We start from the raw sequence: 20,144 nt of genomic DNA, 5'->3' as shown, positions 1-20,144 counted from the left end.
CGCGGCACGGGGCACCCGTGCCGCGCCATGCGTTCCGGCGGCTTCGCACAGGGCGGAGCGAAGGAGAGATGTGATGAAAGCGGTCATCCCAGCGGCGGGTCTCGGCACGCGGTTCCTTCCGGCCACCAAGGAGCAGCCGAAGGAGATGCTGCCGGTGGTGGGCAAGCCGGTGATCCAGTACGTGGTCGAAGAAGCGGTGGATGCCGGTGTTGACGACGTGCTGGTGGTGACCGGGCGCGGCAAGCGCGCCATCGAGGACCACTTCGACCGCTCGGCGGAGCTTGAGGACCTTCTGGAGAGGGCCGGCAACACCGAGAAGCTGCGTCAGGTGCGTCAGATCTCAGAGCTTGCCGACGTGTTCTACGTGCGGCAGGGCCGGCCCCGCGGGCTTGGCCACGCGGTGCTATGCGCCGCCCCGCACACGCTCGACCAGCCGTTCTTCGTGATGCTGGGCGACGTGATCGTCCCCGACAACAACGTGCTCCCCCGGCTGCAGGAGATCCATGAGAAGTACGGCGCCTCTGTGATCGCAGTGGAGCCCGTGGAGCGGGAGTACGTGAGCCGTTATGGCGTGATAGCGGGTCGTGAGGTCGAGCCCGGCGTGTGGGAGGTCACCGATCTGGTGGAGAAGCCTCCGGCCAACGAGGCGCCATCGAACCTCGCCATCTTCGGGCGATACCTCCTTACTCCCAAGGTGATGGAGCTGCTGCCTCACGTGGAAGAAGGCAGGGGAGGCGAGATCCAGCTAACCGACGCCCTGAGGGACCTTCTCAAGCACGAGGAGGTCTATGCGGTGACGATGGACTCCACGGGATACGATACGGGCAACATCCTCTCCTGGCTTGAGGCGAACGTGTCGCTCGCCCTCGAGACCGAGGAGTTCGGCTCGCAGTTGCGGGATAGCCTCGAGCGGGTGCTCGGTGGAGCCGTGACGGAGTCAGTGGAGCCGCGGGTCGAGTAGAGGCGGCTGGCGGGCGCGGCAGAGATGGGCAGGAGATGTCGACAGGTGCGCCGAAGCCGCACCGAGATCGCAGGAGAGCACCATCCCGGCAACGAATGACACACCGTTCTTCTCGGTGGTGATGCCCGCGTACAACTCGGCGGAGACTATCGCCGAGTCGATCGAGTCCGTGCTTGCGCAGACGTTCAGTCACTGGGAGCTCATCGTCGTTGACGACGGCTCGACTGACGAAACGTGGGAGATCGCGACCGGGTATGCCAGTCGTGACCCACGCATCCGCGTGTTACGTGTGGAGCATGGCGGTTGCGGTGCGGCGCGCGGGGCTGGCGCCAGCATCGCTCGAGCACCGTACATCGCCCGGCTCGACTCCGATGATCTGTACCTGCCGGAGTACATGGCCGAGTTCGCCGAGTTCATCGAGGCTCACCCCGGTCACGGGATCTACTCGTGCAACGGGGAGCGGTTCCATCCGGACGGCTCGGCCATGCTCCGGTTGCGTGGACCACGCTTCGAGCGCGTGGTCTCTGTCGATCTCGATGAGATGCTCGCGTGGAACCGCGTGTTCACTACTGCCGTGTTCGACCGCTCGATCCTCGACCTCGTCGGCGGGATCCGGTCCGACATCTACGTTGAGGACTACGACCTGTGGATCCGGGCCCTGGCGCACGGGGCGACCCACATCTACCTTCCGAAGGTGCTCGCCCGTTACAGGGTGAGCGAAGGGCAGATGACCTCCGATAGGATGCGGATCGAGGCTAGCGCCATCCAGGCGCGCAACGATCTCATCGCGTCGGGATCACTGAGTCGACGGCAGATCGCGATCGCCAGGGCGAAGAACCGTGACATGCGGCGCTGGATCGCCGCAAGGCGTTGGGCCGATCTCGAGCGGAGAGTGGCTGCCGGAGACCGCACGCATCTCCTCAGGGACGCCTTCCGCGCCCGACAGGCGATACCGGACGCGGCTGAGGTGCGTGCGCGCGCACTTGTCGCCGAGTCGATCAGGCGGCTTCGCCGGGTGTTCCCCGTCCTTGAGAACGTGCGGCTACGGAAACGCAGCAGGGCCGCAGGCAAGTGAACAGCCAGATCCCGCACATGCTGTCCCCGCTGGCTAGCGAGACACTTCTCGGACGCCCGGTCTGTCCGATACGACCCGCTTGTGGCGCACTCAGCGGCGCATCACGGTGAGACCCTTTTCAGCGGCAAACTCCTCTATGCGGAACGGCCCCGACTCTGAGTCCCATATTCTGATGATGCTCCGCTCATCTTCGCGAACCGTGTCGTCGAGCACGATCATAGCCTCGTGTGTGAGAAGATGACCCACCAGCGGTAATGCCGGGTATCGTGCAAGAGGCTGGGTACTGCGTGGCGGCCCATCGACGACAAGCATGTCAACGGAGTCGATTCCCTGAAGTGCTGACGGGTCGTACCACTTCCAGGGGTGTCCTTGGATCTCAATCTCTTCCAGCGGAGCGTACCGGACTTCAGCATAGTCACTAAGATCGTGTTCCACGATGTAGCCAGTGGCTATCTCGTGCCATGCGGCATCGTGCTCCAGAGAGATGACACGCCCACCACCGAATCTCCTAAGCGCATATGCTGTGATCAGCGTTGAGACGCCGCTGCCGAGTTCGAGGATGGTAGACGGTCTCGATTCATGTATCAGTCTAACGATCTCAACTGCGGCATCGGGAGAAAGAGCGTATCCGCGCATCGGTGGGAGCGGCAGCGTGAAGCCGAGAGTCGAATAGAGCCCCACAAGTGCTTCGACCTGTCGGTACGACTCCCGTGCCACCGCGTGCGTGTGGCGCATCTGGCGATTGGTGTGTCGCTCGACTATGCGTGATACGTCGTCATGAATCTCGCGCGAGACCGGTCTCGCCAGTCTAAGACTGGCCCGAACATAGGCGTCCTTCAGTACTCTGTACGCGCCGCCCCGCAGGTTCGAAGTACCTTGATGGTTCGGTCTTCCCATGATGGCCTCACCAGGTCTCGGAGGGTATTGTCGCAGGGCATTGATAGAATCAGTACAGCACAATGATCCGCACAGCGGTGCAACCATTATAGCTGCCGCTTGCCGGATGCCAGTCAGCACGTGGTGGGTGATCGTCTGCCTGTGCGAGGAGTAGGCGCACCGGAGTCGTCTTCCGAGGCGAAACAGGGAGCGAATGTCTCAGAGTCAAGAGAGTCCATATGCACAGGAGCCGCCGACAAGTGGGGCCGGACCCCTCAGTGGTGTCCGGGTCTGTATGCTTGGTGTATCCGACCTTCATGTCGATGCACGGGTCCGCAAACAAGCGGCAGCGCTCACTCGATCCGGTGCTCAGGTCACCATCGTATGGGTAGGCCCCTCGGCACCTGAGGATCTGGTGGCGGCCGGCTACGACGTCCGCATCATCGAGCGCTTCAGGGTGCCCCGGCTTGGCGAGGCAGACATCTGGTGGCCGCTGCGTGTCGCAGTGAACCTCACCTACACGAAGGCGCGTGAGAAGTGGTACTTGCGCAAGGCATCCAGTCTGGCAACGCTCAACGGTCCGGCACTCCTGGACGCCGCCATAGCGGCCAGGCCGGATGTGATTCACGCGCACAACATCCACACCATCGCTGTTGGAACGAGAGCTAAGCGGATATCGGGCGCGAGGGTCGTGTATGACTGTCGGGACCTCTTTGCTGATGTCGAGTACTACGATGAAGAGACGCGGGAGCGACTCCGCAGCGCAGAGGCGGCGTCGATACATGAGGTCGATCAGACCATCGTGGTCTCTGAGGTGTTCGCCGACATTCTCAGCTCGCGATACGGAATCCCGCGGCCGACAGTCATCTACAACGGACCGGATCAGGTGGTGCCCACACCGCGTCCAGTGCATGAACCAGTACGGCTGTTTTTCCAAGGTGCCTACAGGCGCAACCGGAATCTCGGTTCATTGATCGAAGCCATGTGCATTCTTGAGGGACGGGCGACACTCACTCTGCAGGGCTTTGGGCGAGTCGAGGAGGAGTTGCGCGACATGGTCGCCCGCTTGTCGCTGAGTGACGTTGTCACTTTCGTGCCGCCCGCCGCCCCGCTTGATGTCGTAAGGAGCGCCGCAGAGTACGATGTGGGAGTCATCTGCTATCGGGGCGACTCGCTGAACCTCGAGTCGACGGTGCCCAACAAGCTCATGGACTACCTCGGCGCGGGCTTAGCTCTTGCGGTGAGCGACCTGCCTGGGCACAGAAGCGTGTTGGAGGGCACGGGAGCCGGCATCTTCATCGACCCGAGCGACGCAGGATCGATCGCGCGCGACCTGGCGCGCCTGATCGATGATCCCGAGCGCATCACAGGCATGAAGCGGGCTGCGTTGGAGACAGCGCGGCGCCACGAATGGTCAGTGCAGGCGGGCAGGCTCGTTCGTGTGTATGAAGGTGTCCTGAACCGTGAGGCCGTCTAGCTGGATACGCCAAGGGTCTTCTGGGCCCCACCGGTTTCGGCCTCCTCCAGGAGTGCGAGGTACCTCTTCGATAGATTCGAGTATGCGAATCTATCCAGGTCCAGTGGCTGATTCTCTGCGCTAGGATCATCGGCCCACGCGCGGTGAAGAAGCCTCAGTGCTGCCTGCATCGCGGACTGATCGTCCCCATCTACGCTCCATCCCAGTCTGTGTTCCTCCACCAGTCGCCTCATCTCTCCACCGTAATCGATACTGAGAATAGGACGGTGGGAGAACGCATACTCGAATACCTTCATGGACTGGAGGAAAGGGGACAGTTCCCGGGAGATGAAGTGCAGGCAGGCGTACGTATTGACGCGCATCTCCTCAGTGATCTCGTCCACCGGGGCCCAGTCGTGCAACTCGAGCACACGGCGTTCGATGAGGTCCGCAAACTCCGCGGTCACGTCTGGGCGCATCGGCCCCCAGAAGCGGATGCGCAGTTCGGGCATCTCGGGAGTCACGGTGCGAACCGCACGCAGGAAGTTGCGCAGAGGCTTGTCACGTCCACTCGCCAGAGTGCCGGCATGCATCAGCCAGAACGGCCTTGGCGCGGCAGGTCCAGGTTCGGGAAACTCTCTTGGCTCGTATCCGTTCTCCACGACTCGGACGGGAGCGGCGCTCTTGGCGGAGAGCAGGTCGCGCACTGCATTCGTTATCGTGACGATGAGGTCCGACTTTGCCAGAACCTCAGCCTCCATCCTGTGCGCGCGAAGAATCGCCCGCTGGGAGTAGCTTCGCATTCGGAAGGGGTGATCTGTCCAGGGATCACGCAAGTCCTGGGTGAGGACGACATGGGGATCGGTCTTCTTAAGCTTCAGAATCCACCAATTCGCCCAGTATGGAGCCCCGGTGGTGATTACATGCTTGATGCCGTGCCGACGTATCAGACGTCGGGCGTGAGGGACCATCACGAGTCCCCAGTGCCGTGCATCCTCGAGCATCTCGTGCTTCCTCAGGAGGCGCACCAGGCGTCCGTGGACTCTCTTCGGCAGGTGGAGCCTGTTGCTTCTCAGGCGGTGGAAGCAGAGCGACGGGATGCGATGGATGTGGATGTTGGGGTGTCTCACCAGATCCATGGCCCCGAAGCCGTCATCACCCCAGTTCACGGTGAGCACATGAACCTGAATGCCAGCATCTGCGAAGTGACGCGAAAGTCGAGCCCAGCGCCGACCGCCCACCTCGGCGTACGGCGGGTACTTGAAGGCCACTATGAGCACTGCGTCGATGGTCATGGTCCTAGGGTGGGTGAAGTCGGATGACGGCGCGCTGCCCACTCTACGGTCAGGCCGGGGAGCCGGTCAACCGTACCGGCGAGGATGAGTCTCAGCCGCTGCCCAGTTCCTCGATCTCCCCGGGTGGACCTTGATGTTACAGCTCATGGGTAGCGTCTTCATTGGTCGTGTGTGTACTGTGGGGTCCAGTCGAGTGACATCCTCGACGGTGCGACACCGGTCGCATCGTACGGGGAGTGGCTACCGGATCGATGTAGGAGTCGACATGGAGCGATTTGCCACGCGCGAGGATTTCGAGAAGTTGGATGACAAGTACTTCGTGGGGCGCTGGGGATATATGAGCGCGGTGATTGACGTGATGAGGGGAATCGAATTCGAATCATGCCTTGAGCTCGGGACGAATGGGTTCCGCTTGGTGAAAGACTCCGACACGATGGACATCAAGCCGTATCCGGGGTTGACCTACCAGCACGATGCGAGAGAACCGTTTCCCATACCCGATCAGCAGTACGACCTGTTCGTCGCGCTGCAGGTGTGGGAGCACTTGCAGGGGGGGCAACAGGACGCCTTTCGTGAAGTTGTCCGAGTGAGCCGCAAGGCCATACTCTCCTTCCCCTATCTATGGCACTCTCCGCACAGTCCACATCATCACGGCCTTACTCACCGCGTGTTCCAGGAATGGACCTTAGGCGTCAGGCCTGTCAGAAGGTTCCTCGTACCGCGTTCGGGTAGGTTGCGCGATCATGTCTTGCCGGTGTGGGTGCCGGACCGGCTTGTAAGAGATGCGCGCACGACAGTCGTGTACGTGTTCGATTTCGAGCGGAGCTGAGCGGTCTGCCGCGCGCTGTTATCCGCCACGGAGCCATGATCGTGTGACCGGTCGGTCTTGTGTCCACGGCGCTGTGCGAGAATGCGTTCGAAACGCGGATGCGGCAAAGCTAGAACTGACGCGGACACGGGGAGACACTTGTGAGCCCAGGCCCACCCATTCCGAATCCGAGTACGCCACGCAGAGCCGTGATCCTCGCACTCCATGACATGACGCACAACTCGCGCGTCTTCAAGCAGGCGGATGCGCTTCATGTGGCCGGGTTCGATGTGACCCTTATCGGGATAATGACTCGCTCATCCCAACCCCTTCATGAGGAGCATGAGTTCGGGCGGGTAGTGCGTGTTCGTACCACGAAAGACCTCCACGCGGAGCGGGAGCTCACGGTAGCCATGTCGAGTGGCCAGCCCGAAAGGCAAAGTGCGGTCCTCCTCGGTATCCGTATGTTCATGGGCAGGCTGCGTGAGAACCACTTGCTCGCCCGTGCCGCCGTCAAAGCGAAACCCGACGTCGTAATCGCATCAGACCTCACGGCATGGATAGCCGGATACATCGTGAAGCGAAGAGTCAGGACCCCGCTCGTCTTAGACGTGCGCGACCTGGCGCTTGACTCTGGACGACCCTACCCCGGGCTCTTCGTGAGCCTCTATCGGCGTGTTGAGGCGTTCATGGTGCGTCGCGCCGATGCCATGACCACGGTCAGTCCACTGTTCGCCGAGGTGTTCCACGCGCGCTACCCTTCAGCTCCGTGCCTGGTGCCCATCTACAGTGGAGCGTTTGAGTGCGTTGATGAGCCGCAGCCCGTGCATCATCCGCTGAGGCTGTTCTTTCAGGGCAATTTCGCACCAAACCGTCGACTGGATGAGTTGATCATCGGCGTCGCGGGTCTCGACGACATCGAGGTGACGCTCGCCCTGCAGGGCTTCGGGGTCGAGGAAGCGCGTTTGCGTCGGCTGGTTTCGGAACTCAAGGCAGAAGACAGGATCGAGTTCATCCCCCCCTGTGACGTACGTAGAGTGGTGAGGTGCGCGTCGGACCATGATGTCGGAGTCATCAACTATCGGGGAGACACCCTGAATCTGCAGATGACAGTGCCCATCAAGCTCCTCGACTACATGGCGGCGGGGCTAGCTGTCTTGGCGTCGGACCTGCCGGGGATTCGGCACATAGTCGAGGCTGAGGGTTGCGGCATGTTGTTCGAGCCGACAGGATCGGATGCGGTCGCCGCCGCGATCCGCTCCCTCGCTTCGGATCGTGACGCTATTGAGATGATGAAGGCCAACTCGGTTGCTGCGTGTGCGCGGTATGCCGCCGGTAGGCAGGGGAAGAGCTTCGTAGAGGTGGTTGAGTCGGTGATGGGCGATGAGTCGCGTGGCGTGTGAGCGCGGACACGTCGGCCGCAGGCAGCACGTCGTCATGCTTCTCCTGAACGACTTCACTGCTGATTCTCGCGTGATGAAGGAAGTCATGACGCTCGCCTCGGCGAATTGGAGGGTCACCGTGGTGTGCCTGCGAGGCGAAGGTCTGCCCGAGGTCGAGGTTCGCGACGGCTACACGATCAGACGCGTGGCCGATGCAACATCCTCACCTCCGGGCGACTTGCTCGGGAAGCTCACAGAGATGCGTCGTCGCAACCGTGCGCTCATTGCCGCTGCCGTTCGTGAGTCTCCCGATGTCGTGCACTGCCACGATACCGATACGCTGCCTGCAGGCGGAGCGGTGGCCCGCGCGGCGAACGCGAGACTGGTCTATGATGCCCACGAACTCTTCCTGGAACAGATTCGAGGTCACGCTAGGGGCAGATTCGCGCAAGCACATTGGAGCCGCGTGGAGAGTCGCTGGATTCCTCGCTGCGACCTCTGCATCGCCGCAAACGGGATTCGTGCGCGTTTGCTGAGCGAGCGTTACGGTGTGCCTTTCGAGACCCTCCTCAACCTTCCTGAGATTGAGCCCTTGTCAGGATCCGATCGTCTCAGAGACGAGCTGGATATTGGCGAGGGCTCGCCCATCGTCCTCTACCAGGGAATCCTCATTGTCGGGCGTGCGCTTGAGCGGCTTGTGCGCGCCGCGGCGCGGATTCCTGGCGTACACGTCGTCATCCAGGGCTCGGGTCCTCTGGGTGAACCCATGCGTCAGGCTGCCGCCGATGCGGGTGTGCTCGACCGAGTCCACTTCATGGGACACATAGCACCTGGCGAACTTCACTCGTATGCGTGCGGCGCGGATGTCGGCGTCGTCATCTACGAGGACATCTCTCTCAACAACTACTACGCCGCGCCGAACAAGCTGTGGGCATACCTGATGGCTGGTGTCCCGGTAGCATCGAGCGACTTCCCGGGATTGCATGATGTGGTTGCCGGACAAGGAGTCGGCGTTGTGTTCGATCCGGCCGACGAGGACTCGATTGAATCTGCACTCGCAACGCTCATCGGTGATGCGGAGTCAAGATACCGGATGGGTCGGCGGGCTCGGCGTCTTGCCGAGAAGCGCTATAACTGGGGGGTTGAGTCAGGTCGGCTCATCGCAATGTACGAGGGGTTGCGTGTGAACGACGGCGGCGCCAAGTGATCCCACGTCCCGCCTACATCCTGCATCGTCTGCGCGAGTTGCCGCTCAGGGTGGTGTGCGCGAAGGCGCTCAAGCGCCTAGGCGCCGCCAGTCGTGACAGTGAGCAGCGACGGGCGGACGCGAACGCGACAACGTACGCAGCGAAGGCACCCGAAGGGCCGCTCGCTCGGTTGCTGGTATCAGTACCCTCGCGCGTGTCGGGGACTGAGTGGCTCGAGCCGGTCTGTGAGGAGTACATGGCGCACCGTTTCGACGTGCTCGGCTCCGGCTGGACGCACGTGCGCCACGGCATGCGATGCCGCGGGCTCGAGGGCGTGGTGTTCCAGCAGGGAGCACCTCTGGTGGCCGCTCGCTCCGGCTCATGGCTGACTGGGCGAGTCACGGCGGCGAACCTGGAGGAAAGCAGGCGGATATGGGCGCTCGTAAGCGAGGTTCACGAGCCCATCGACTGGTACCTCGACATCAAGTCCGGCTACCGATGGGACGAGGGCACCTGGTACCGTGACATCGTGGCGGCGCCCGATCGCGGTGCCGATATCAAGGTGCCGTGGGAGCTGGCACGCTGCCATCACCTCCCACAGATGGCGCTGCTGGCCGCGTGGTCCGATGCTGGAGAGCGCGACGACCTTGCCCGTGAGTTTCGTGATCAGGTGCTCGACTTCATCGCAACGAACCCGCCCCGGTTCGGCGTGAACTGGGCGTGCGCAATGGACGTGGGTATCCGAATAACGAACTGGCTCATGGCATACGAGCTCTTCCGGGCTGCGGGCATGGAGTTCGACGACGGGTTCGAGGACGTCTTCGAGCGCTCGGTTCTAGAACACGGGCGGCATGTCCGGGGGAACCTGGAAGGCGATGATGAGTTCCGCGGCAATCACTATCTCGCTGACCTCGTCGGCTTGCTGTTCTGTGCGGCATATCTGCCGCGAACCGGAGAGACTGGTGAGTGGTGGGCGTTCGCGTCCGCTGCCGTGCTCGTTGAGATCGAAGCTCAGTTTCACGATGAAGGGACGAGCTTCGAGGCATCCACGGGCTACCATCGCCTTGCAGCCGAGATGGCGGTCTGGGCGATCGCGCTCATCGTGAGGATCGAAGGGACGGAGGCTGTGCCCTCTGCGACGGTGGCCCGTCTGGAACGCATGGCGGAGTTCGTGCGCGATAGCGCGATGGCGTGCGGGTGCGATCCACAGATCGGGGATGCCGATAGTGGCCGACTGCTCAAGATGGGTGTGCGATATCGGTGGGACACGCTCGGAGAAGCGAAGGCGCGCTATGAGAACCTGCGTGGCATGGACGGTGAGCCCGACTCGCGCTACTGGCTTGAAGAGCAGCGCGACCATCGGCACGTGATTGCGGCGGTCGCGGGCCTAGTGGCGCGCCACGACCTCGCGGAGCGTGAGGACCGGTGGGTCGACCGGCATCTTGTGGTGAGCTTGGCAGGGGGGCGGCTGGACCCTGTGGCGGAGCGGGACGTGGCTGGGCAGGTACGCATCGGTGACCGAGCCGATTTTGATCGCGCGGTGCAGGTGTGCGAGGACCTTGGTGCGGGAAGGCGTGTGGTACAGCGTTTCTCTCTCGGCACGGAGCATGCCTCACCGTTTCCGAGTCTTTGTGGCTATCCGGCGTTCGGTCTGTACGTCTTCCGGGGTGATCGCGCATACTGTGCGGTGCGGTGCGGGGCGGTAGGTCAGGGTGGCCGCGGTGGACATGCGCACAACGATCAACTCGGTATCGTGCTCGAGGTCGACGGGCGTCTCGAGGCGAGCGATCCGGGCAGCTACGTCTACACGCCGCTACCTGAGCGACGTAATCGGTATCGGTCCGTACACGCGCACAACGCGCCGCGCATTGCCGGTCGCGAGCCCGCGTCGCTGGACTTCGACGTCTTCCGTCTGGACGATCCGGCGGCGCGGTGCGTCTACTTCGGGGACCAGGGGTTCGCTGGGTATCACGACGGCTATGGGGTGCGGGTCTGGCGACTTGTAGAGTTCGACGAAGGTCAGGTCGTGGTGACCGACTGGGCTGAGGATTCAGGCGTCGAGTTGCTGCCTCCGGATACGCAGGCAACTCCGTCGTTCTCGCCGGGCTACGGTTGGCGCGAGAGCGATGAGCGTGGTGCGCAGTGAGAGCCGTTCTCCTCGAGTCGCTCCCGTACGAGAGCGCGTTCCGTGTGGGCAGCCATCACTATGCGGCACGTCTGCTCGCGCACGACTGGGACGCGATGTGGCTCTCACACCCGCTATCACCTCTGCACGTCGTCCATCCGGTCAAGCGGGACTTTGAGGTCCGCATGCGCTCGTGGCGAGCCGGTCCGCTCGACTACGGACGACTCACCTACTACAACCCGATGGCGCTGCTGCCTCCTGCTCCGCTCCCACTACTGCGCTCGCGTGGGGTGGCGCGTACGAGCGTGAGGCTGACAGTGCCGAGCGCGTACCGGATGCTCCGAAGACGCGGGTTCGACGCTCCTGACCTCGTTTGGCTCACCAACCCCATCTACCAGCCGCTCGCTGAGCGTCTTCAGGCGGGATGTCGCGTCGTGCGTGTCGCTGACGACGCCACCGCGTTCGAGAACGTGCCCGAATCGCTGCGTGAACTCGAAGAAGCAGCGCTTGCCGCCGCAGACGTTATCTTTGCGGTGGCCTCCTCGGTGCGCGATCGCCTCGCGCAACGCTTCGCCAACGTCGTGCATCTGCCGAACGGCGTGGAGTTCGAACGCTTCGACGTTGATGTAGCCGAGCCGACCGACCTGGCCTCGATTCCCGGGCCGCGTGTGCTGTACGTAGGTGCGATGGAGTACTGGTTCGACGCCGCGCTATTAGCCGAGTGTGCCCGCGAGCTGCCTGACGTGTCGTTCGTGCTGCTGGGGCCGGAGTCGGCGCGTGTGACCAAGGCCGTCGAAGGACTCGGCAATGTGCATCTCCTCGGCAGCCGACCGTACGCGGGCGTTCCTGGCTATATGCGCCATTGCGATGTCGGAATCGTGCCGTTCGTGCGCAGCACGATGGTGGACGCGATCCATCCCATCAAAGTCTACGAGTACCTTGCAGCAGGATTGCCGGTCGTAGCGATACGCTGGCCGGAGCTAGAAGCGATGAAGGCGCCGGTGGATCTCTGCGAACGCTACGAGTTCTGTGAACGGCTGCGGAGATTGCTCGATGGCCTGGGATCCTCGTCAGGGGAGATCGAGAGCCGACTCGAATATGCCCGCGAGAACTCCTGGGATGCTCGGTTCGAGATCGTGCTGCGCGAGGTGGGGAGGGTGTTGGACGGCGCATCCCGGTAGGGGCCTCGAGGGCTTTTCGGGGCAGGGAGGCTCCTAGGTGATACTGTTCTAGATCGCGCGGGACAGGAGTGTGGGGGCCGCGCACGAGCGTTGCCGAGGGCGGTGTACCCCGACGACACGGTCGGTACCGTTGCCGCGCTGGAGCGCCTGCATACCCAGTGGCAGAAAGGGAATCTGCCGGTACCCGGTCAGCATGTCGTGTCCGAGTTCGATCGCTCAGATTCGGCTGCGCGCTATTCGGAGCCCCTGGAGCGGGTGGCAGAGGAGAGCGCCAGGTAGTCCCGGTCCCTACGCGAGCAGCTGCGTCTCGAACAGCTTCTGATAGGTCTCGCCCATGGCGACGAGCTCCTCGTGAGTGCCGCGTTCCACGATGCGCCCGTCGTCGATGAGCAGCAACTGGTCGGCCTTGATCACGGTGGCTAGTCGATGGGCGATCACGATGACGGTCTTGGTTCCGTGCAGTTCTGACAGCGCCTTCTGGATGTACGCCTCAGACTCCGAGTCCAGTGCGCTTGTGGGCTCATCGAGGATGAGGACGCTGCTGTCGGCAAGCAGGACGCGCGCCAGGCCTATCCGTTGGCGCTCGCCGCCCGAGAAGCGCACGCCCTGGTCGCCCAGGTGTGTGTCGAGGCCGTTGGGCAAGTCGTAGACGAAGGTTGCGTAGGCCCTTTCGAGTGCGTCGCGGACCTGCTCTTCGGTCGGCTCGGTGTCGAGACCGTAGACCAGGTTCGCCCGCACCGTGTCATTGAACAGCATGGCCTGCTGCGTGAGGTAGCCGATCCCCTTGCGGAGCGAGCCGACATTGAAGTCGCGGATGTCGGTGCCGTCGTACGTGATGGTGCCGCTCGTGGCGTCCCGCAGCCGCGGCAGCAGTTCCACGAGAGTCGACTTGCCGGCCCCAGAGCGTCCCACGAGCGCGGTGAAGGAGCCGGCGGGGATCTCGAGCGAGATGCCGCGCAACACCTGCTTGCCGGCCGAAAGCATCTTGCCCTCTGCGTTGTATGAGTCGGGGTAGTCGAACGACACATCGGCGAGCGCCAGCTCCTGCCGCAGCCCTTCGAAGGGCACGGGTCCGCTCATGATGCGGTTGGAGCGCTCGGCCTCCTCGGCCGTCTGCTGCACGAGCAGCAGGCCAGCGATGTTCTTGGAGATCTCCTGCCGGCCGTTGTTGAACTCCTTGATCTTGGCGTTCAGGCGGCTCAGCACGAACACGACGAGGCCAAGCTCGGCGAGTGTCATCCCCAGCACGCTGATGCCGATGTAGAGCGTGATGAAGACCGAGAGCATGAGAAGCGGGTCGGTCGTGACCTCGATGCGCGCTCCTAGGCGGGACTTCTTGATGCCGAGCTGGCGCATCTCCTCGGAGTACTCGCGGATGTTCTCCGACTCATGACGTTTCATATCGCGGAGCTTGATCAGGGGCATGAGGCCCATGCGCTCCACGATCTTGCCCATCATCTCCTGGCTGATCGCTGCGGATTCGACGGCGAATTCGCGGATATGACGGATGATCGTCTTGATCAGGCGAGACACCACAAGCGCGAACACTAGTGTCACGAGCGTCAAGGGGGCCGAGATTGCGAGGAGGATCGCCATGTAGAGCGCCATCAGAAGCCCCACCGATAGCAGTCCGATCACGTTGAGGATCGCCGTTCCGGCCGCATTGGTCTGGGTGATCAGCACGTTGACGAGCTTGCCCACAGAGTGGCGTCCAAAGAACTCCGGGTCGGCGTCGAGTACAGTGTCGAGCGTCTGCATCCGCATCCGGATGCCGATGCGGCTGGAGACCACGGCCGAGTACCATGTCTTGAAGTAGAAGACCACCTGGCGCATAAGGATCGGCAGGAAGGCCAGGGCGAGCAAGACGGGGAGTGTCACCGGTAGCCCCAGGACGACCATGAATCGGTCGAGTGCCTCCCATATGAAACCTGATCCCTGGAAAGCCGATGCGCCGCCGCTCTCGGCGAACTGGAGGATGGGAAGCAGCAGCGAGATGCCGATGCCTTCGAAGATTGCGAAGAGCACGGCGAAGATCACGAGTCCTGTGACCTCGATGCGGGTGACATCGACTATGCGGAGCATCCGCCGGATGGCGTTGATGCGGAGGTACTCGTTGATCGAGTGGATGATCCTGCTGGGCACTGGCTGATCCTAATGGTGGGGGCATGAAATGCTCTCACAGTATACGTGAGAGGACGGCGTCGTTCTCGCTGGCCCGCGGCGGTGCCCGGGCTTCCACGAGTTGCGCTCGGGTATCGGGAGTGAGAATCTAGCGCGGCGAGGCGCTCGGGTGCATGCCAGCGCAATGACCGCCTCATCTCTGCTGACAGGTCTCGAGTGTCCATGCTGGTGATGCCAGGAACCCGCAAGATGGAGGCGATGCGTGCTGCAGTTCTTCGAGGGGTTTACGGGCTTGATGCAGTTTGCCAGTATCGCGTACCTGGCCTTCCTCGCACTCGCGGTCGTCGTGTACTTCGCTCTTCCCGGGGTGAGGACCCGGACGGCATGGCTGCTGAGTCTCAGCGCGTTGTTCTATCTGGCGCTTTCGCCACGATGGTTCTGGGTCCTCATCGCGGTGACGGCGTACACCTATGTGATCGGCCGGGTGATCGGCGCGCGTGGTTCAGCGCGTGCCGACGCGCCGCCGGGAGCACGAGACAGGATCTTGCTCACTGTGGGGATCATTCCCGTGGTCGGGGCCTTGATCGTCTTCAAGTACCTGGGCTTCCTGTCCGAGCTTGGCAATGGCTTCCTCCAGATCCTGCCTGCCCCGGTCAGTCTGCCTGTGCTGCAACTTGCGCTGCCGATCGGCATCTCCTTCTGGACCTTCCAGACGATCGCCTACTTGGTGGATGTATATCGCGGCGTTGTGACCCCCGAGCGCAATCCGTTCTACTACGCGCTGGCCGTCATGTTCTTCCCGGTGGTCACTGCGGGTCCCATCACCAGGGCGCATGTGCTTCTTCAGCAGCTCAAGGAGAAGCACCGATTCGACGCCTCCAAGATGCAGTCGGGTCTGCTTCTCATCGGCCGGGGCTTCTTCAAGAAACTCATGGTCGCTGACCGTATCGCAGTGTTCGTCAACACGGTCTTCGACAATCCCTACGACCATTCTGGCGTCGTCGATGGTTTGCTGTTCTCAGTGGCCGCGGTGTTCTTCGCTATCCAGCTCTACTGCGACTTCTCGGGTTACACCGACATCGTCCGCGGCTCGGCCCGGCTGTTCGGGGTGGATCTCCCCCTGAACTTCCGGGCACCGTACTTTGCTCGTGATGTCCGCGACTTCTGGCGCCGGTGGCACATCTCCTTGATGGACTGGTTGCGCGACTACATCTACATCCCGTTGGGCGGGAGCCGCAGGGGAGTACGTCGGCGCTACATCAACGTCATGGCCGTGTTCCTGGTTTCCGGGATCTGGCACGGAGCAGGCCTGACTTTTATCATCTGGGGCGCGCTGAACGGGCTCTATATGATCACCGGGGAGTTGTTGGCGCCGGTGCGTCAGCGAGTGCTCGACTTCATGAGAGTGGACCGATCGACATTCGCTCATCGAGTCACTCAAACGGTCCTGACCTTCGGATTGATCACTTTCGCGTGGGTCTTCTTTCGGGCCGACTCGCTCGCTGACGCGGCGTATATAGTGCCGCGAATGTTCATCCCCACCGTCTGGATCTTCACTGACGGCACGTTGCTCAAGCAGGGACTCGGCTACGCTGACTTGTTGGTGGCGCTCGCATCGATCGGTGTGGTGTGGATCACCGACTGGCTGTCGCTCCGCTACGACCTGCTCTTACACTTCAACCGTCAGCACCTGCTGTTCCGCTGGCTCGTCTACTATGGCCTGATTCTCGTGGTAGTGGTGTTCGGCCACTATGGAGGCACCTACAATGCGGCAGACTTCGTCTACTTCCGGTTCTAAGATCCGTCGATTCGCAAGGCCGGTCCTGTTCCTTGCGCTCTTGACGCTGTTGATGGCGGCGCTGCAGTTCATCATGACCCCACGCTACGACCGTGACCTGGTCTGGGCGCAGTACGAAAGCCTTCCGGCGGGGTCGGTCGAGGTGCTCTTCCTGGGCGCCTCGCCGGTGCACTCCAACATCAATCCGGTGATCATCTGGGAGGAGACCGGTATTCGCTCGTACGATCTGTCTGGCTCTGCGCAAACCCTCTTGTTCACCTACTGGCATCTCGAGGAGGCGCTCACGACCCAATCGCCTGATCTCGTGGTTCTGGAGCTCCGCATGCTGAGCCGTCAGAATCACGAGTTCACCGAGATCCAGAAGAACAGCAGTCTCACGATGATGCCGCTCGGTGAGGCGAAGCTGCGGCTTGTGGTTGAAGCGCTTCCGAGTACCGAGTGGACAAGGTATCTGATTCCCCTGGAGAAGTTCCATTCGCGTTGGTCAGAGCTGCGACGTTCCGATTTCGATCCGGCGAAGTGGACCCGGACGCGAGACAACTTGTACCTTGGCTTCCGTAGCACGGACAGGGTGGAGGCGCAGGTGGTCTCGAGCACCCGTAAGCCATACGACGACACGCTGTACGAGGAGAACTACGAGTACGTCTCACGAATCATCGAGCGGGCCCACGCGGCAGAGGCTGAGGTTCTGCTGTTCGTCAGTCCGAGCTCCCGTCCACACCTGCATGATGAATGGATGGAAGGATTCAGCGCTGATCTAGCCGAGGATTACCCTTCAGTGCGAATCCTGAACGCCGAGGACTTCACTGATGACTTCGGACTCGATTACGCCACGGACTTCTATGATGGGACGCACCTGAACACGCGGGGCGCTGAGAAGCACTCGAGATGGTTGGCTGTCCAGATCGAGACCATGCTCGGCTCACGCTCGATCGAGTCTGGCGAAGTGTCGCTCCCATGGAAGAATGCCCTCTCACGATACGTGTCCACGGAGCGGTGATCCTGGCATCCCTTGCATCGCTTCGGTGCATGCCGTTGCCGGCCTCTGCGGGCACCGGGACCATGCCATGCGGCCTCTCGTTGCGTCAGGACGCGAGCGGTAGACTGTGGATGTCGGCCGTCCATCGCGTTGCAGCCGCTCTGCGCGGCATGGAGCGCATACCATAGGAGCGCGCCTGTGGCCCACCCGCATGCAACCGGCACAGATGCATCCCTCCTCGAGGGTGTGCGCATCCTCTATCTGAACGTCTTCGGCGGACCCACTGTCGGTGGCGGCGAGGTGGTGCTGCTGCGGATGATCGAGGCGGCCCGGGCCGCGGGGGCCGAGACCACTCTGGTGTGCCTGCCCGACGCGGAGGTGGGAAGGCGCGCTGCCGCGGCGGGCTCGTCGGTGGTGTACTATGACCTGTTGCCGCCGGGCGTGCTCACGCGGCTTCCCGCGCTCCGACGGCTCGTCCGAGACGCTCGCCCGGACATCGTGCAGGGGAGCGGTATGCTCACCAACCTGCTCGTGCGGATGATCGCTCCCTGCACGGCTGCTGTGGTGAACACCGTGCAGGTACTGCCCGATGCGGCGCGTAGCGACGGTCGCGTGCTCGGCGCCTGGGCGCGTGCGGTGGCCGGGCGTGTGGCCCGGGGGCGCACGGACCGCTTCATAGCGGTCTCCGATGCGGTGAAGCGCGGGCTCGTGGAGGCCGGCGTACCGACCGAGCGGATCCGCACAATATACCCGGCTGTCGATGTCGATGCGCTCATCGCCAGTGCGCGCGAGCAACCTCCTGCAGGTCTTCCGGAGGGCCATCCGCTGGTGGGGATGCTGGGCCGCCTCGAGCCGGTCAAAGGCACCGGATCCTTCATCGCTGCGGCGGCCCGCGTGCATGAGTTCGTGCCGGAGGCTGCTCTGGTAGTCGCGGGCGATGGCTCCGAGCGCTCGCGCTTGGAGCATCTCGCGGCGGAAGCCGACGTCACGCTCATCGGCGATGTGTCGTGCGCACCCGGCTTCCTGAACGCGCTCGATGTCGTCGTGGTGCCGTCGCTGTCCGAGGCGTTCGGCCTCGTTGCCGCCGAGGCGTCTGCGCTGGGCAAGCCCGTTGTGGCCACGAACACCGGCGGTCTGCCCGAAGTCGTCGAAGACGGCGTGAGCGGCCTCCTCGTCCCACCTCGCGACCCTGCTGGACTCGCCGACGCTATCGTCCGGCTGCTCGAAGATCCTGCCATGCGTGCCCGCATGGGGGAGGCGGGGCAACGGATCGTACGCGAGCGTTTCGGGCTGGAGCGGATGGCCGACGAGCTCGTTGCGGTCTATCGCGACGTTGCCGGTCGTGCGTGACGCAGAGAGCGGCTCCTATCGAGCCCAGTCGTCCTCGTAGCGGGTGATGTCGTCCTCGCCGAGGTAGTCGCCCACCGCCACCTCCACCACGCGCAGCACCGAGTCGCCGTCGTTGGTGAGCCGGTGCACCGAGCCGCACGGCACGTATTTGGACTCGTTCGCTGTCACGCGGAACGTCTCGCCATCGACCTCCACCAGCGCAACTCCCTCCACCACGACCCAGTGCTCGCTGCGGTGCCGGTGGCTCTGGAGCGACAACCGCTGGCCGGGCATCACCTCGATCGTCTTCACCTGGAAGCCGGCGCCCTTGGAGAGCATCGTCCACGACCCCCACGGGCGGAGCGACGAGCGATTCTCCACGATCTCGCGCGCGCCACGGCCACGCAGCTCCTCCACCACCAGCCGCACGTCTTGCGCGCGGTCCTTGGGCGCCACGAGCGTGGCGTCAGCGGTGTCCACCACCATGAGGCCGCTCAGCCCGATCGTAGCCACAAGCCGATCCGCCGAGTACACGATCGTGTCGTGCGAATCAACGTCCACAACGTTGCCCGCGAGCACGTTGCCCCGCTCGTCTGCGGGGGCGACGTCCTCCAGCGCCACCAGCGAGCCCACGTCCGACCACGCGAGGTCGGCGGGCACCACGGCCACGGCGTCACTGACCTCGAGCACGGCCTTGTCGAACGGCACCGACGGCAGCGCTTCGAAGGCCTCGCGCACCGCCACCGAGGTCCATTCGGCAGGTGGCATCGCCGCCACGTCGCGTGCGGCTGCGGCGATAGCGGCGGCCGGCGCGCTGTCGGGAGTGGACGCGCGCTTCCCGGCGCTCTCGAGTTGCACGAGCACGGTCGCGGCGCGGGCCACGAGCATGCCCGAGTTCCAGAGGTAGCCGCCCTCGGCCAGATACGACTCGGCGGTGGCGCGGTCGGGCTTCTCGACGAATGCGGCAACGCGATGGCCTGTCGTGCCGTTCTCGGCAGGCGTGGCGATCCGCTCGCCCATGCGGATGTAGCCGTAACCGGTCTCGGGCCGCGTGGGCTCCAGGCCGATCGTCACGAGGAAGTCCTGCGCGGCGAGACCTGCCGCCACACGCATGATGCGTTCCCACCGCTCGCCGTTCTCCAGCACGTGGTCCGACGGCAGTACCACCATCACCGCGTCGGGATCGATGCCTGCGAGATACGCGGCGGCGAGCGCTATCGCGGGCGCCGTGTTGCGGGGCGTGGGCTCGGCGAGGTACTCCACGCTCATGTCGCCAAGTGACGGCTGCGACTTGAGGTGGTTGCGGAGCTCGTCGAGCAGACGCTCGTTGGTGAGCACGTGGATGCCGTCCTCGGCCACGAGCGGGGAGACGCGGGTGACCGCCTGGGTGATGAGGCTCACGCCGCCGAAGATGTCCACGAACTGCTTGGGGGAGAGCTCGCGCGAGAGCGGCCAGAACCGGGTACCGCTCCCGCCGGCGAGGATCAGGGCGTGCAGGTGCGGGATGCGTGTGCGCTCGGTCATGGGGCCTCCGCGTGCCGATGTGCGTGGAACCGGTACGTGTATGGAAC

At 63.3% G+C, this 20,144-nt stretch carries 15 protein-coding genes; 11 read left to right on the top strand and 4 right to left on the bottom strand.

The window, feature by feature from the left end; genetic code table 11:
* Positions 1–73: 73 nt before the first annotated feature.
* Together galU and MSB02_RS04125 are read left to right on the top strand one after the other, a co-directional pair.
* Positions 74–961 (top strand): UTP--glucose-1-phosphate uridylyltransferase GalU, encoded by an 888-nt coding sequence (gene galU, locus MSB02_RS04130; RefSeq protein WP_267193936.1) that lies wholly within the window; start codon positions 74–76, stop codon positions 959–961.
* A 121-nt stretch (positions 962–1,082) separates the two neighbouring features.
* Complete coding sequence (locus tag MSB02_RS04125; RefSeq protein ID WP_267193935.1) at positions 1,083–2,036, top strand: glycosyltransferase family 2 protein; 954 nt, start codon at positions 1,083–1,085, stop codon at positions 2,034–2,036.
* Between the two features lie 90 nt (positions 2,037–2,126).
* Here the strand turns inward: MSB02_RS04125 and MSB02_RS04120 are convergent, their stop codons facing one another.
* Complete coding sequence (locus MSB02_RS04120) at positions 2,127–2,933, bottom strand: class I SAM-dependent methyltransferase (protein ID WP_267193934.1); 807 nt, start codon at positions 2,931–2,933, stop codon at positions 2,127–2,129.
* Between the two features lie 274 nt (positions 2,934–3,207).
* Between MSB02_RS04120 and MSB02_RS04115 the strand changes: the two genes are divergently transcribed.
* On the top strand, positions 3,208–4,389 hold the full coding sequence (locus MSB02_RS04115) for a glycosyltransferase (protein ID WP_267193933.1): 1,182 nt from the start codon (positions 3,208–3,210) through the stop codon (positions 4,387–4,389).
* On the opposite strand, the gene MSB02_RS04110 is transcribed toward MSB02_RS04115, so the two are convergent.
* Entirely contained in the window at positions 4,386–5,663 is a 1,278-nt protein-coding gene (locus tag MSB02_RS04110) for a glycosyltransferase (RefSeq protein WP_267193932.1), read from the bottom strand. The genes MSB02_RS04115 and MSB02_RS04110 overlap by 4 nt on opposite strands.
* 265 nt (positions 5,664–5,928) lie before the next feature.
* Here MSB02_RS04110 and MSB02_RS04105 point away from each other — a divergent pair, with 265 nt between their 5' ends.
* From MSB02_RS04105 to MSB02_RS04085, 5 genes are all read left to right on the top strand, one after another.
* Positions 5,929–6,492: a hypothetical protein gene (locus tag MSB02_RS04105; protein WP_267193931.1), complete on the top strand. Its 564-nt coding sequence runs from the start codon at positions 5,929–5,931 to the stop codon at positions 6,490–6,492.
* 188 nt (positions 6,493–6,680) lie between these two features.
* Complete coding sequence (locus MSB02_RS04100; protein ID WP_267193930.1) at positions 6,681–7,874, top strand: glycosyltransferase family 4 protein; 1,194 nt, start codon at positions 6,681–6,683, stop codon at positions 7,872–7,874.
* Positions 7,875–7,908: 34 nt separating this feature from the next.
* A complete protein-coding gene (locus MSB02_RS04095; protein WP_267193929.1) occupies positions 7,909–9,060 on the top strand; it encodes a glycosyltransferase in 1,152 nt (383 codons plus the stop codon).
* Complete coding sequence (locus MSB02_RS04090) at positions 9,057–11,186, top strand: heparinase II/III family protein (protein ID WP_267193928.1); 2,130 nt, start codon at positions 9,057–9,059, stop codon at positions 11,184–11,186. Before MSB02_RS04095 ends, MSB02_RS04090 begins: the two co-directional genes overlap by 4 nt.
* Positions 11,183–12,346: a glycosyltransferase gene (locus tag MSB02_RS04085; protein WP_267193927.1), complete on the top strand. Its 1,164-nt coding sequence runs from the start codon at positions 11,183–11,185 to the stop codon at positions 12,344–12,346. The genes MSB02_RS04090 and MSB02_RS04085 overlap by 4 nt, the downstream gene beginning before the upstream one ends.
* 288 nt (positions 12,347–12,634) lie before the next feature.
* Here the strand turns inward: MSB02_RS04085 and MSB02_RS04080 are convergent, their stop codons facing one another.
* A complete protein-coding gene (locus tag MSB02_RS04080; RefSeq protein ID WP_267193926.1) occupies positions 12,635–14,488 on the bottom strand; it encodes an ABC transporter ATP-binding protein in 1,854 nt (617 codons plus the stop codon).
* Positions 14,489–14,729: 241 nt separating this feature from the next.
* On the opposite strand from MSB02_RS04080, the gene MSB02_RS04075 reads away from it, so the two are divergent.
* The 3 genes from MSB02_RS04075 (at position 14,730) to MSB02_RS04065 (ending at position 18,594) form a co-directional block, all read left to right on the top strand.
* Positions 14,730–16,265, top strand: coding sequence for an MBOAT family O-acyltransferase (locus tag MSB02_RS04075; RefSeq protein ID WP_267193925.1), 1,536 nt, complete (start codon positions 14,730–14,732; stop codon positions 16,263–16,265).
* On the top strand, positions 16,234–17,265 hold the full coding sequence (locus MSB02_RS04070; RefSeq protein ID WP_267193924.1) for a hypothetical protein: 1,032 nt from the start codon (positions 16,234–16,236) through the stop codon (positions 17,263–17,265). The genes MSB02_RS04075 and MSB02_RS04070 overlap by 32 nt, the downstream gene beginning before the upstream one ends.
* Positions 17,266–17,442: 177 nt before the next feature.
* Positions 17,443–18,594 (top strand): glycosyltransferase family 4 protein, encoded by a 1,152-nt coding sequence (locus MSB02_RS04065; protein ID WP_267193923.1) that lies wholly within the window; start codon positions 17,443–17,445, stop codon positions 18,592–18,594.
* Between the two features lie 15 nt (positions 18,595–18,609).
* Here MSB02_RS04065 and MSB02_RS04060 read toward each other — a convergent pair whose 3' ends face one another.
* On the bottom strand, positions 18,610–20,097 hold the full coding sequence (locus MSB02_RS04060) for a mannose-1-phosphate guanylyltransferase/mannose-6-phosphate isomerase (RefSeq protein ID WP_267193922.1): 1,488 nt from the start codon (positions 20,095–20,097) through the stop codon (positions 18,610–18,612).
* Between the last annotated feature and the right edge of the window lie 47 nt (positions 20,098–20,144).

Origin of the sequence: Anaerosoma tenue, from assembly GCF_023161965.1 — a bacterium.
GTDB classification, from domain to species: domain Bacteria; phylum Actinomycetota; class Coriobacteriia; order Anaerosomatales; family Anaerosomataceae; genus Anaerosoma; species Anaerosoma tenue.
Note: the sequence above shows the minus strand (reverse complement) of the source record. Positions and strands in the feature narration are given on the sequence as shown.

Bases quoted from the DNA above. Each gene is read 5' to 3' on its own strand.
- galU (WP_267193936.1), top strand. From the start codon at position 74: ATGAAAGCGGTCATCCCAGCGGCGGGTCTCGGCACGCGGTTCCTTCCG.
- MSB02_RS04125 (WP_267193935.1), top strand. From the start codon at position 1,083: ATGCCCGCGTACAACTCGGCGGAGACTATCGCCGAGTCGATCGAGTCC.
- MSB02_RS04120 (WP_267193934.1), bottom strand. From the start codon at position 2,933: ATGGGAAGACCGAACCATCAAGGTACTTCGAACCTGCGGGGCGGCGCG.
- MSB02_RS04115 (WP_267193933.1), top strand. From the start codon at position 3,208: ATGCTTGGTGTATCCGACCTTCATGTCGATGCACGGGTCCGCAAACAA.
- MSB02_RS04110 (WP_267193932.1), bottom strand. From the start codon at position 5,663: ATGACCATCGACGCAGTGCTCATAGTGGCCTTCAAGTACCCGCCGTAC.
- MSB02_RS04105 (WP_267193931.1), top strand. From the start codon at position 5,929: ATGGAGCGATTTGCCACGCGCGAGGATTTCGAGAAGTTGGATGACAAG.
- MSB02_RS04095 (WP_267193929.1), top strand. From the start codon at position 7,909: ATGCTTCTCCTGAACGACTTCACTGCTGATTCTCGCGTGATGAAGGAA.
- MSB02_RS04070 (WP_267193924.1), top strand. From the start codon at position 16,234: ATGCGGCAGACTTCGTCTACTTCCGGTTCTAAGATCCGTCGATTCGCA.
- MSB02_RS04060 (WP_267193922.1), bottom strand. From the start codon at position 20,097: ATGACCGAGCGCACACGCATCCCGCACCTGCACGCCCTGATCCTCGCC.